This is a genomic window from Kitasatospora sp. NPDC057198 (assembly GCF_042670125.1).
Lineage (GTDB): Bacteria > Actinomycetota > Actinomycetes > Streptomycetales > Streptomycetaceae > Kitasatospora.
Genome location: NZ_JBHUWH010000221.1, coordinates 1 through 12,391, shown reverse-complemented (window position 1 = coordinate 12,391; position 12,391 = coordinate 1). Strand labels below are relative to the sequence as shown.

Below are 12,391 nucleotides of genomic sequence, written 5' to 3'. Positions count from 1 at the left end.
CGGGGGGCATGGTGCCCCGGGTGGTGACGGGAGGACGGCGGCGGCCGCGCCGCGTGACGCCGGACCCCGGTGTCAGACGCCGGCGCGGCGCTCGGCCGCCTCGACGATGTTGTTGAGGAGCATGGCGCGGGTCATCGGGCCGACGCCGCCGGGGTTGGGGGAGATCCAGCCGGCCACCTCGGCGGCACCGGGGTGCACGTCGCCGACGATCTTGCCCTCGCTGCGGGAGACGCCCACGTCGAGGATCGCCGCGCCGGGCTTGACGTCCTCGGGCTTGACCAGGTGCGGGACGCCGGCCGCGGCGACGATGATGTCGGCGTTCTTCAGGTGCGCGGCGAGGTCGCGGGTGCCGGTGTGGCAGAGCGTCACGGTGGCGTTCTCGCTGCGGCGGGTGAGCAGCAGGCCGATCGAGCGGCCGACGGTGATGCCGCGGCCGACCACGACGACCTCGGCGCCGTCGATGGCGACGTCGTGCCGGCGGAGCAGTTCGACGATGCCGAGCGGGGTGCAGGGCAGCGGGCCGTCGATGCCGAGGACGAGGCGGCCGAGCGAGGTCGGGTGCAGGCCGTCGGCGTCCTTGTCCGGGTCCATGAGTTCGAGCACGCGGTTCTGGTCCAGGCCCTTGGGGAGCGGCAGTTGGACGATGTAGCCGGTGCAGGACGGGTCGGCGTTGAGCTCGCGGACGACGTTCTCGACGTCCTCCTGGGTGGCGGTCTCCGGCAGTTCGCGCTGGATGGAGGCGATGCCGATCTCGGCGCAGTCCCGGTGCTTGCCGTTGACGTACCACCGGCTGCCCGGGTCGTCGCCGACCAGGACGGTGCCGAGGCCGGGGACGATGCCCCGCTCCTTGAGGGCCGCCACGCGGACGGCGAGTTCGGACTTGATCGCGGCCGCGGTGGCCTTGCCATCGAGAATCTGGGCAGTCATGCCCCCCATTCTCCCGGATCGGGGGTGCGGGCCGCGCCGCCGGACCGCCTGCCGGACCGGCGCGCCGCGCGGGTCCACGGCCGGTGGGCGCGGGGCCACGGAGCGTACCGGTCGCGTCGCGGTTGTGCCACGGTCCGGTCCGGCTTCCGGCCGACGCTGGACAGCGCGGCGTGGTACGGACGACGATGTCCGGACGATCCCCGCCGTACCGGGTCCTGGTGACGGGCCGTCGCCGGTGGGGCAGGACAGCCGGGGGAAGAACGACCGTGAGCGAACCGAGCCGACCGGGGCCGCCCGGGGCGGTGGCGCCGACGACCCGTTGGCGGCGGTCGGCCGGGTCGCTGCCGGGGTCGGTGCTGCGGGTCGTACTGCGGGCCTCGCTGGTCGCCGGAGCGGCGGCCGGGGTGGCCGCGGTGTACGACGTGCACGACCCGGGGGTGCTGTGCCCGCTGCGGCTGCTGACCGGCGTGCCGTGTCCGCTGTGCGGCAGCACCACGGTGTTCATCGAGGCGGGCCGCGGCCACTGGGGGGCGGCACTGCTGGCGAACCCGGTGGCGGTGCTGGCCGCGGTGGCGCTGGTGTGCGGGCCGCTCGGTGCGGGCCGCCTGCGGTCGCTGTCGTACCGGGGGCGCACCCTGCTGGCGGGGGCCGCCCTGGTGTCGGCCTGGGCCTGGGAGGTGGTCCGGCTCGGCCCGTTGCGGTTCTGAGCGGGCCGCCCCGCCGCCCTCCCCTCCCCCCGTCCCCTGTCCTTTTTCCGTCCCGTCCCCCGTTCCTTCCTGCCCGGAGGCATCGATGAGCTACCCGCCCGACCCGAACAACCCGTACGGCCAGCAGCCCCCGCCGCCCGGCTACGGCTACCCGCAGCAGGCCCCGCCGGCGGCGGGCTACGGCTACCCGCAGCAGGCGCCGCAGCAGGCGAACTACGGCTACCCGCAGCAGGTGCCGCCGCAGGCCGGGTACGGCTACCCGCAGATGCCGGGCACCATCCAGGCCAACAACGGCTACATCAACATCCCGCACCTGGGCACGGTGCGGATCGCGACCATGGGCCAGCGCTTCCTGGCCCGGCTGCTGGACGGCATCGTCATGTCGGTGGTCCTGGGGATCGCCATGGCGGCGGGCCTGGCCGGCATGGTGGGCCTGGCCAACAACGCCGAGGACAAGTGCGATCCGACCAGCGCGGACTACCAGTCGTGCGTCAACGACGCGGGCACCAACATCGTCATCACGGCGCTCACCATGCTCGCGGTGATCGCCGTGTTCCTGCTGGTCTACGAGTGGCTGCTGGTCGGCCTGGCGGGCGCCACGGTCGGCAAGATGGCCCTGGGCCTGCGGGTGGTCCGGGAGACCAACGGCCAGAACCCCGGCCTGGGCGCGGGCTTCCTGCGCTACATCCTGCCGGTGGTGGGCGCGGTGTTCTGCTACCTCGGCACCCTGCTGGTCTACCTGTCGCCGTTCTTCGACAACTCCGGCAAGCTGCAGGGCTGGCACGACCGTGCGGCCGGCACTGTCGTGATCAAGAAGTAGCCGCGGACGCCCGAGGGCCCCGCACGCCAGGAGTTCCTGGGGTGCGGGGCCCTCGGCGTCCACCGGCCCTCGCGGTCAGTGGAAGAAGTGCCGGGTCCCGGTGAGGTACATGGTCACGCCGGCCTTCTCGGCGGCCGCGACCACCTCTTCGTCGCGGATCGAACCGCCGGGCTGCACCACGGCCTTGACGCCCGCGGCGAGCAGGATCTCCAGGCCGTCGGCGAACGGGAAGAACGCGTCGGAGGCGGCGTAGGAGCCCTGGGCGCGCTCGCCGGCCCGCTCGACGGCGAGCTTGCAGGAGTCGACCCGGTTGACCTGGCCCATGCCGACGCCGACCGAGGCGCCGTCCTTGGCGAGCAGGATCGCGTTGGACTTGACGGCCCGGCAGGCCCGCCAGGCGAAGGACAGTTCGGCCAGCTCGTCGGCGGACAGCGCCGCGCCGGTGGCCAGCGTCCAGGTGGACGGGTCGTCGCCGGCCGCGTCGACCCGGTCGACCTGCTGGAGCAGCAGGCCGCCGGAGATCCGGCGCGACTCCAGCGCGTCGGCGGGGGCCCCGGGGGCGCGCAGCACCCGCAGGTTCTTCTTCTTGGCCAGCACCTCCAGGGCGCCGTCCTCGTAGCCGGGGGCCACGACGACCTCGGTGAAGATCGGGGCGATCTGCTCGGCCAGCTCGACGCTCACCGGGCGGTTGACGGCGATCACGCCGCCGTACGCGGAGACCGGGTCGCAGGCGTGGGCCTTGCGGTGCGCCTCGGCGACGTCCGCGCCGGTGCCGATGCCGCACGGGTTGGCGTGCTTGATGATGGCGACGGCCGGGCCCTCGTGGTCGTACGCGGCGCGGCGGGCCGCGTCGGTGTCCACGTAGTTGTTGTAGGACATCTCCTTGCCCTGCAGCTGCTCGGCGCCGGCCAGGCCGCCGGTGCCGTCGGTGTAGAGGGCGGCCTGCTGGTGCGGGTTCTCGCCGTAGCGCAGGACGTTGCCGAGCTCCCAGGTGGCGCCGAGGAAGGACGGGAACGCGGCCTCGGACCCGGTGTAGCCCGACTCCTCGAACCAGCCCGCCACCGCGACGTCGTACGCGGCGGTGTGCGCGAACGCGGCACCCGCCAGGCGCTTGCGGGTCAGCAGGTCGAAGCCGCCGCCCCGCACGGCGGTCAGCACGTCCGTGTAGCGGGCCGGGTCGACCACGACGGCCACCGAGGGGTGGTTCTTCGCGGCGGCGCGGACCATGGACGGGCCGCCGATGTCGATCTGCTCGACGCACTCGTCCGGGGTGGCGCCGGAGGCGACGGTGGCGGTGAACGGGTACAGGTTCACCACGACCAGGTCGAACGGCTCGACGCCCAGCTCGGCGAGCTGCGCGCGGTGCGACTCCAGGCGCAGGTCGGCCAGCACGCCGGCGTGCACCCGCGGGTGCAGGGTCTTGACCCGGCCGTCCAGGCACTCGGGGAAGCCGGTCAGCTCGGAGACCTCGGTGACCGGGACGCCCGCGGCGGCGATCCTCCCGGCGGTGGAGCCGGTGGAGACGATGGCGACCCCGGCGGCGTGCAGCCCCTGGGCCAGCTCCTCCAGCCCGGTCTTGTCGTAGACGCTGATCAGCGCGCGCCGGATCGGGCGCACATTCTCGGAGACGGGGGCGTTACCGGAGGAAGCGGCGCTCATGCCGGGATCCATACCTTTCGGTCTTCGATGCGGTGTCCTTCGCGGGCCAGCCGGCCCACGACCTCGACGAGCAGCTTGCGCTCGACAGTCTTGATGCGCTCGTGCAGCGCCTCGCCGCCGTCGGCGTGGTCGGCGTCCTCGACCTGCACCACGCCCTGGGCGATGATCGGCCCGGTGTCGACCCCGGCGTCCACCAGGTGCACGGTGCAGCCGGTGACCTTCACCCCGTACGCCAGCGCGTCGGGCACGCCGTGCGCCCCGGGGAAGGCGGGCAGCAGCGCGGGGTGGGTGTTGACGGTGCGTCCGGCGAAGGCGGCGACGAACGCGGGGCCGAGGATCTTCATGAACCCGGCGGTGACCACCAGGTCCGGCTCGTGGGCGGCGACGGCGGCGGTCAGTGCGGCGTCCCAGGCGGCCCGGTCGGCGTGGTCCTTGATCCGCTCGACGAAGACCGGGACGCCGGCCTTCTCGGCCCGCTCGATGCCCGCGATGCCGTCCCGGTCGGCGCCCACCGCGACGATCTGCGCGCCGTAACCGGGGTCGGCGGCGGCGTCGATCAGCGCCTGGAGGTTGGTGCCGGAGCCGGAGACCAGCACCACCAGCCGGGCCGGTCCGGGGGTACGGGGCGGGAACACTTGGGCGTCAGCGGCAGCCACGGCGCGATTCTCCGTACGTCGGGTTGTCGCCCGCTGGTACGTCCACCGTCGGTGGGGCCACTACGGGCGGCGGCAGGTCGGGAGCGACGGCGGCGGGTCGCCGGGCGGCCGCGGCGCTGCGGGCCCCGGGAACCGTCGGGTGCTGCCGACCGTCACCACGATAACGGCTGGTGGGAGGCCGCCCGTAACCGCCCGGCCACGCTACGCGCGTAGTTGAGACGGGGATCTCCCGGCCGACCCGTCGCCTCCGGGGCACCGATCCGGCAGGGTGCCGTACGGCCGGGAACGGGCTGGGGGATCATTGTCCCGGGCCGCCCACTCCCCCACCGACGGGGCCGGCCATCCGACGAGCAGAAACGGCCGAGACCATATGAGCAGCGGCGAGGACAGCGGCGAGCGCAACCCCTTCGCGCCCCCTCCGCCCGGCGCGCCCGACCAGCCCTGGCGCCCCCGCACCCCGCAGCCGCCGGCGTCCGACCGGCAGCCGTCCGGCCCGCGACCGGACGGCCCGCGACCGGACGGGCAGCGACCGGACGGCCGGCCCGAGGAGGACCGCCCGCAGCCGCCGCCGTGGGGCCGCCGCCCCGAGCAGCCCGGCCCGCAGCAGCCCGGCCCGCCCAAGCTCGACCCGGCCGACCCGGCCCACCGCACCGCCCGCAACGCCCTGCTCTCCGGCTTCGCCGCGCTGCTCGCGGTGCTGTTCGGGCTGTACTGGCTGGCCTTCCCGCTCTCCCTGCTCGCCGTCTGGTACGCCGTCACCGTCCTGCGCACCCCCGCCGAGCCCGCCGCCGACCCGTTCTCCCCCCGCCCCGTCCGCCCCCAGGTCCCCGCCGCCCTCAGCGCCCTGCTGACCGGCGGCCTCGCCCTGGTGGTCTCGCTCGGCGTCTTCGGCATCCAGTTCGCCTACCGCGACTACCTGAGCTGCCGCAACAGCGCCGTCACCCAGGAGGCCGCCCACAGCTGCGCCCAGGAGCACGACGTCCCGGACTGGCTGAGCAACCTGTACGACGTCGCCGAGGACTGAGCCCCGTCCGGCCGGTCCTGCCGGGCTCAGCGGTCGGGGGTGACGAAGCCGGACTCGTAGGCGGCGATCACCGCCTGGGTGCGGTCCCGGGCGCCGAGCTTGCCGAGCACCGCGCTGACGTGCGTCTTCACGGTCTGCACGCCCAGGTGCAGTTGGGCGCCGATCTCCGCGTTGGACAGGCCCCGGGCCATCAGGCGCAGCACCTCGCCCTCCCGTCCGGTCAGGCCCGCCCGGACCACCGCGCCGCCGTCGGCCCCCGGTCCGCCCCGGGCGGCGGCGAGCCGGCGGATCGCGGCCGGGAACAGCAGCGTCTCCCCCGCTGCGGCCAGCCGCACCGCCTGGACGACCTCGGCGGGGCGGGAGCGCTTGAGCAGGAAGCCGTCGGCGCCCGCGCGCAGCGCCTCGTACACGTAGTCGTCGGCCTCGAAGGTGGTCACCACCAGGATCCTCGGCGGCCGGTCGGCACCGCGGTCGGTGCCCCGGCCGGCGCCCCGGCCGGCGTCGCGGTCGGTGCCGCGGTCGGCGTCGCGCAGGATCGCCCGGGTGGCGGCCAGGCCGTCCAGGCCGGGCATCCGGACGTCCATCAGCACCACGTCGGGGCGCAGCGAGCGGGCCAGGGCGAGCGCCTCGGCGCCGTCGGCGGCCTCGCCGACCACCTCCAGGTCCGGCTGGGCGTCCAGGACGGCGCGCAGGCCGAAGCGGATCAGTTCCTCGTCGTCGACCAGCAGCACCTTGATCACGCTCACCGGCCCAACCGTAGCGGCAGCCGCACCCGCAGCAGCCAGTCCGCCCCGTCGGTCCCGACCGCCCCGTCGGCTCCCGCCTCGCACTCGCCGCCGAGCAGCACCGCCCGCTCCCGCACCCCGCGCAGGCCCTTGCCGCCGCCCCGGCGCGAACTGCCCTTCCCGGTGCGCGGGTTGCGGCAGGACAGCTCCAACACCCCTGCCTCCACCCGGCCCCGGACCAGGATCGGCGCACCGGGGGCGTGCCGCAGCGCGTTGGTGACGCCCTCCTGGAGGATCCGGTACGCCTCCCGGGACAGCACGCCGGGCAACTCGGCCGCCTCGACGTCGAGTCGGGCGTCGACCGGGCTGCCGGCGGCGGTCGCGGCGGCGAACAGTTCGGGGGCGCGGTCCAGGCCGGGCCGTTCGGTGGCGGCGGCGTCCGGGGCCTCGCGCAGCAGCACCAGCATCCGTTCCAGGTCGTCCAGCGCCCGGCGCCCGGTGGTCTCGATCGCCTCCAGCGCCCGTTCCCGGAAGGCCGGATCGGCCACCTCGCGGGCCGCGCCCGCCTGCACCACCGTCACCGTCAGCGCGTGCCCGATCGAGTCGTGCAGCTCCCGGGCCAGCCGGTTGCGTTCGAGCAGGCGCTCGGCCCGAGCCTCGGCGGCCGCCAGCCGCTCCGCCCCCGACGGTCCCAACAGCCGTACCGCCAGCGCGAGTTGCAGCCTCCCCGCGTACACCACCAGCCAGAGCAGGGCGAAGGCCACCGGCAGCACCGACAGCGGCCACCGCACCACCACCCGGACCGCCGCCACCGTCACCACCCCGAGCAGCACCCCCAGCCCGACCCGGGCCACCAGCCAGCACGCCGTCCGCCCCCGGTCCACCCAGCCCGCCGACGGCGCGACCCCGATCTCCTCCTCCCGCGCGGGCGCCAGCAGCAGCCGCGCCTGCACCCCCTCCCCGCGCCGCACCCCCGGCACCAGCGCCACCAGGCACAGCAGCGGCACGTCCAGCACCACCGCCCACGCCACCGCCCGCCCGGTCGACACCCCCTCCGTCCCCGGGTAGACCAGCAGCACCACCCCGGCGAACACCAGCCCGATCATCAGGTGCACCCACCGGGTGTAGGTGGCGGAGCGCAGCAGCGGAGTGAACATCCGCCCATCCTCCCCGCACCGCCCGGACGCCGCCTCCCTCCCGGGAGGGAGGCGGTCCCCCCGCAGGTGGGATCCGGACGCCCGGCCCCGCGCGGTTGACTCGGAGCACCGAGCGGACGAGGGGAGCCGACGTGATCGAGATCCGCGAGCTGACCAAGGCGTACGAGGGCCGGACGGTCGTCGACGGCCTGACCTTCCGGGTCGAACCCGGGCGGGTGACCGGGTTCCTGGGCCCGAACGGCGCCGGGAAGTCGACCACCCTGCGGATGGTGCTGGGGCTGGACCGGCCGACCTCCGGGACGGCGCTGGTGGACGGGCGGCCCTACGCCGCGCTGGAGCGGCCGCTGTGCCGGGTGGGCGCCCTGCTGGACGCCCAGGCCGTGCACCCGGGCCGCACCGCCGCCGGACACCTGCGCTGGATCGCCGCCTCGCACGGCCTGCCCGCCCGCCGGGTCGACGAGGTGCTGGCCCTGGTCGGCCTCGCCGGGGCGGCCGGCCACCGGATCCGGACGTTCTCGCTCGGCATGCGCCAGCGCCTCGGCATCGCCGCCGCCCTGCTCGGCGACCCGGCCGCGCTGCTGCTGGACGAGCCGGTCAACGGCCTGGACGCGGAGGGCATCCGGTGGATCCGGGAGCTGCTGCGCCGGCTCGCGGGCGAGGGCCGGGCGGTGCTGGTCTCCTCGCACCTGATGGCGGAGATGGCGGTCACCGCCGACCACCTGGTGGTGATCGGCCGGGGCAGGCTGCTCGCCGACACCTCCACCGCCGACTTCCTCGCCCGGCACGGCCGCCGCCGGGTGCGGGTCCGCGCCGTCGACCCGGCCGCGCTCGCCGCCCTGCTCGCCACCGCCCACCCGGACGCGGTCCCCCGCGGCGACGGCTCCTTCGACGTCCCGGACGCCGACCCCGGCCGGCTGGGCGCGCTGGCCGCCGAGCACCGGGTGGTGCTGATCGAACTGTCCGCCGCCCACGACTCCCTGGAGGAAGCCTTCATGCGGATGACCTCGGACGCCGTCGAGTACCGGGCGGTGCCGGCATGAGCGCCCCCACCACGCACCCGCTGCGCGCCGAGTGGGCGAAGTTCACCACGCTGCGCCCGCTGTGGGCGGCCCCGCTGCTCGCGGTGGCGCTCAGCGCCGGCATCACGGCGGCCGCCCAGGCCGCGTACGGCGGCAGCGACACCTCGCTGACCGAGGACCCGATGGAGGGCCTGTACTACGGGCTGAACTTCGGCCAGGTCGCGATCGCCTGCCTGGGCATCCTGCTGATCGGCCAGGAGTACGCCTCCGGCACCCTCGCTACCTCGCTCGCCGCCGTCCCGGACCGGCTGCGCTTCTACCGCGCCAAGCTGCTGCTCGGGGCCGGCCTGGGCCTGGCCGTCGGCCTGGTCACCGTGGGCTGCCAACTCGCCGCGACCGCCGCCACCACCGGCCTGGACCTGTCCGCCCCCGGCACCGCCCGGGCCCTCGCCGCCGGGGTGCTCTACCACCCGCTGCTGCTCGTCCTGTGCCTGGCGCTCACCACCGTCCTGCGCAACCAGACCGCCGCCCTCGGCCTGCTCTCCCCCGCCGTCTTCCTCGGCACCACCGTGCTGGCCGCCGTCCCCGGCGTCCGCGAGGCCGCCCGGTTCCTCCCCGACCGGGCCGGCCAGTACGCCCTCCGCCTCGCCGACGCCCCCGGCACCCACTACGGCCACACCACCGGCCTCCTCCTGATGGCCGCCTGGACAGCACTCGCGGTCCTGGCGGGCCTGCGCACCCTGCGCCGCAAGGACGCGTAGCCGCCGGACCCGGCGCCGCCGCCGGCGCATCCGGGGGCGCGGGGAACTGCGCCGGCAACCGGGCACCCACCGCAAGATCGCGAGGGAACGGCAACTCACCGCCCACCTCGCGACCTCGCAGGCGTTCACCTCCCGCTGCGCGCAGTTCCCCGCGCCCCTGAATGTGCCATCCGCCCGAAATTCACGCGGCCAGTCGGCACACCAGCCGGTACGCCCCCACCCGGGCGCGGACCACCGGCCCCGCGCCGTCGCCGTGGCGGCCGAGCCACCAGCGCCGCAGCAGCGCCCCCGGCAGCGCGAGGACAAGCAGCCAGGCGGTCTGGGCCAGCGCGAACTGCCAGGCGACGGGGCCGAGTTCGGACATCCGGCCGAGGGCGAGGGCGCCGCCGGCCAGGTGCGCGGCGAGCAGCGCGGGCGGGGCGGCGGCGAGGGCGGCGGCGGCGGTGACGGCCGCGGTCTGCGCGGTGGTCCAGCGGGTGGCGGCGCGGCCGATCAGCAGGGCGGCGGCGATCGCCGCGGCGGCGGGCGCCGCACAGGCCAGCAGGTGCCAGTCGGGGCCGCGGTCGGCGGGGAGCAGGCCGAGCAGCGGGAACTCCGGGGTGGGGCCGAGCCGGGTGCCCAGTGGTCCGGCATGGCTGCCGGTGCCGACCTCGAAGCCCGTACCGAGGGAGTAACTCGTGCACCAGACAAGGGCGTTGGGCACCAGGGCCAGGCAGGCGAGCAGCATGCCGAGCCAGTCGGCCGCGCCGCCGCCGAGCCGCTGCGCCTGCTGTCCGGCGGAGCCGAGCAGCACCGCGGCGGCGAGCAGCACCCCGCCGCCGGCGGTCAGCGCGAGCAGCCACCCGGCCAGCGCCCGTCCGGTGGCGGCCCCGGCGCCGTCCGGCCAGAGCGCGGGCGGCAGTGGCAGCCGGGGCAGCGGGGCGGGGCGGCCGAGGCCGCTCCACAGGCCGTGGCCGAGCGCGGCGGCGGCGAGCAGGGCGACGGCGGTGAGGTCGGCGACGGCCCGGGAGCGCAGCATCGCCTGCGGGTCGGCGCACTGGGCGACGGCGGCGGCCGCGACCAGCAGGTACCCGGCGTACACCGTGAGCGGGGAGCGCCAACGGATCCATCCGCGCCCCCGGGTGCGCCGGGCCTGGCGGTGTCCGGCGCGGGAGAGCAGCACGGCGGTGACGGCGGTGAGCAGCAGCGGTGCGACGGTGACCGGGGCGGCGCCGGGGCCGCGGGCGAGCGGGGCGCCGTGGCCGAGCAGCCAGAGTCCGAAGACGGCCCGGGCCGCGTCCTGGGCGGTGTCGTCGCCGTACGGGGCGAGCACCCACAGGCCGAACACCGGGACGGCGATCACGGACAGGGTGAGCAGCGCGGTGCGGACGCCGGTGAGCAGGTCGGAGAGGGTGGAGCGGCTGTCCAAGTCGCTCGGCAGTCCCAGGATCGGACGGCCCATCAGCTGCGTCATGGCCTTCATGCTGCCAAGGCCACCCGTTGAGGGGTGTCAACGGGCGAACCTTCGCCGTGTCCCGGATTATCAGTACATGTGCCTTTTTCCGGGACGGACCTGCCACGGAGGAGATCGGTGACCTCGCCCTCGACCGCCGAACCGGAACGGACCGCCGGCACCCCGCCCCGGACCCGGGCGGACGCCGAGCACCTGCTGCGCCGCCTCGCCCCGCAGGAGGCGCGGGCACTCGCCCGGCTGGCCGCCGGCGACGACCTGCGCGCCGTGGCCCGGCACCTGGGCGTCGCCCCCGGCACCGCCCGCAACCACCTCGACCGGGCGGTCCGCAAGCTCGGCGTCCGCAACCGCGAGGAGGCCGTGGCCCTGGTCGCCACGCTCGCCCCGACCGCACCGGCCGCACCGGCCGCCCGCCCCGAGCCCGCACCCGCACCCGCACCCGTCGAGTTCGTCGGCCCCCCACAGCCCCCGCACCCCGCGCAGCCCGCACAGCAGCCCGCGCAGCCCGTACAGCCCGTACAGCAGCCCGCCGCCCCGGCCGCCGACGACGCCCCCGCCGGTTTCGGGGAGTTCGCCGCCCTGGTGCACGCCCGGCTGGTGCAGCAGACCTTCCTGCTGACCGGCCACCGCCACCGCGCCGCGCACTGCGTGCACCTGGCGCTGGGGTCGGCCGCCCGCCGGTGGGAGGAGGTGGCGGCGGACCCGGATCCGGAGGGGCGGGTCCGCCGGGAGGCGTTCGACCTGGCGCTGTCGCCGTGGCACCGGGGCGGCCCGCGGCGGGCGCACCTGCTGCGGTGGCCGCGGCGGCGGATCGTGGTCGACGCGGCGGGCGCCCCGGAGCCGCCCGAGCCGCCGCAGAAGCTGACCCACCAGGACCGGGCGCTGGTGAAGGCGCTGCTGCGGCTGTCGCGGCCGCGGCGGCGGGCGCTGGTGCTGCACGACACGCTGGGCCTGCCGGTGGAGCGGGTCGCGGTGGAGGTGGAGTCGAGCACGGCGGCGGCCGCGAGCCGGGTGCTCTCGGCGCGGGCCGAACTGGCCCGGGAGGTGCCCGCGCTGGTCGGGGCGGACCCGGACGACCCGGAGTTCGCGGAGCGGCTGGCGGCCCTGCTGCACCGGGCGGCGGTGCACGGCTGTCCGGGCCCGCGGCTGCCGTCCGCGGCCCGGCTGGTCGCGGACAGCCGGCTGCACACGGGGCTGGCGACGGGCGCGGCGGCGGCGCTGACGGTGCTGGTGGGCGGGACGATCGTGGCCGCCCTGCTGGGGGTGGGCCCGTCGGAGCCGGCGTCCCCGGGGCCGAGGCGCGAGACGGCCTGCACCTCGGCCGGTTCCGGTAGCGCGGGCCCGGCGGCCCGGTACGGCGCGCCGGGGCTGCGGACGCCGTGGTGCGGCCCGACGCCGGGCGTCCCGGCCCGACTGGTGGGCCCGGCCGGGCAGTTGCCGCCGCCGCTGGCCCGGCCCGCCCCGGCCGCCCCGGGCGGCGGCGTAC

At 76.5% G+C, this 12,391-nt stretch carries 12 protein-coding genes; 6 read left to right on the top strand and 6 right to left on the bottom strand.

The genetic code is table 11. The features are described from left to right. Window positions 1-72: 72 nt before the first annotated feature. Window positions 73-927 carry a bifunctional methylenetetrahydrofolate dehydrogenase/methenyltetrahydrofolate cyclohydrolase gene (locus ACFUEL_RS23415; protein ID WP_380238673.1) on the bottom strand — a complete coding sequence of 285 codons (855 nt, stop codon included), beginning with the start codon at window positions 925-927 and terminating at the stop codon, window positions 73-75. A gap of 266 nt (window positions 928-1,193) precedes the next feature. Here ACFUEL_RS23415 and ACFUEL_RS23410 point away from each other — a divergent pair, with 266 nt between their 5' ends. Both ACFUEL_RS23410 and ACFUEL_RS23405 read left to right on the top strand, forming a co-directional pair. Then, window positions 1,194-1,634, top strand: a complete 441-nt coding sequence (locus ACFUEL_RS23410; protein WP_380238671.1) for a DUF2752 domain-containing protein — start codon at window positions 1,194-1,196, stop codon at window positions 1,632-1,634. A gap of 85 nt (window positions 1,635-1,719) precedes the next feature. Beyond that, entirely contained in the window at window positions 1,720-2,454 is a 735-nt protein-coding gene (locus tag ACFUEL_RS23405; protein ID WP_380238669.1) for an RDD family protein, read from the top strand. A 75-nt stretch (window positions 2,455-2,529) separates the two neighbouring features. On the opposite strand, the gene purH is transcribed toward ACFUEL_RS23405, so the two are convergent. Then, window positions 2,530-4,113, bottom strand: a complete 1,584-nt coding sequence (gene purH, locus ACFUEL_RS23400) for a bifunctional phosphoribosylaminoimidazolecarboxamide formyltransferase/IMP cyclohydrolase (RefSeq protein WP_380238667.1) — start codon at window positions 4,111-4,113, stop codon at window positions 2,530-2,532. Continuing rightward, window positions 4,110-4,769 carry a phosphoribosylglycinamide formyltransferase gene (purN, locus tag ACFUEL_RS23395; RefSeq protein WP_380238665.1) on the bottom strand — a complete coding sequence of 220 codons (660 nt, stop codon included), beginning with the start codon at window positions 4,767-4,769 and terminating at the stop codon, window positions 4,110-4,112. The genes purH and purN overlap by 4 nt, the downstream gene beginning before the upstream one ends. A gap of 370 nt (window positions 4,770-5,139) precedes the next feature. Between purN and ACFUEL_RS23390 the strand changes: the two genes are divergently transcribed. Further along, window positions 5,140-5,793, top strand: a complete 654-nt coding sequence (locus ACFUEL_RS23390; RefSeq protein WP_380238663.1) for a hypothetical protein — start codon at window positions 5,140-5,142, stop codon at window positions 5,791-5,793. Window positions 5,794-5,819: 26 nt separating this feature from the next. On the opposite strand, the gene ACFUEL_RS23385 is transcribed toward ACFUEL_RS23390, so the two are convergent. Beyond that, entirely contained in the window at window positions 5,820-6,539 is a 720-nt protein-coding gene (locus ACFUEL_RS23385) for a response regulator (RefSeq protein WP_380238661.1), read from the bottom strand. Then, window positions 6,536-7,675: a sensor histidine kinase gene (locus ACFUEL_RS23380; RefSeq protein ID WP_380238659.1), complete on the bottom strand. Its 1,140-nt coding sequence runs from the start codon at window positions 7,673-7,675 to the stop codon at window positions 6,536-6,538. The genes ACFUEL_RS23385 and ACFUEL_RS23380 overlap by 4 nt, the downstream gene beginning before the upstream one ends. Window positions 7,676-7,806: 131 nt before the next feature. Here ACFUEL_RS23380 and ACFUEL_RS23375 point away from each other — a divergent pair, with 131 nt between their 5' ends. Next, window positions 7,807-8,715 carry an ATP-binding cassette domain-containing protein gene (locus tag ACFUEL_RS23375; protein WP_380238657.1) on the top strand — a complete coding sequence of 303 codons (909 nt, stop codon included), beginning with the start codon at window positions 7,807-7,809 and terminating at the stop codon, window positions 8,713-8,715. After that, window positions 8,712-9,455 carry an ABC transporter permease gene (locus ACFUEL_RS23370; RefSeq protein ID WP_380238655.1) on the top strand — a complete coding sequence of 248 codons (744 nt, stop codon included), beginning with the start codon at window positions 8,712-8,714 and terminating at the stop codon, window positions 9,453-9,455. Before ACFUEL_RS23375 ends, ACFUEL_RS23370 begins: the two co-directional genes overlap by 4 nt. A gap of 181 nt (window positions 9,456-9,636) precedes the next feature. Here the strand turns inward: ACFUEL_RS23370 and ACFUEL_RS23365 are convergent, their stop codons facing one another. Next, the gene (locus ACFUEL_RS23365) at window positions 9,637-10,908 is read right to left on the bottom strand and encodes a DUF6350 family protein (RefSeq protein WP_380238653.1); all 1,272 of its coding nucleotides are present in this window, start codon (window positions 10,906-10,908) and stop codon (window positions 9,637-9,639) included. A 117-nt stretch (window positions 10,909-11,025) separates the two neighbouring features. Between ACFUEL_RS23365 and ACFUEL_RS23360 the strand changes: the two genes are divergently transcribed. Beyond that, a partial coding sequence (locus tag ACFUEL_RS23360; protein WP_380238651.1) for a LuxR C-terminal-related transcriptional regulator occupies window positions 11,026-12,391 on the top strand: 1,366 nt, incomplete at its 3' end.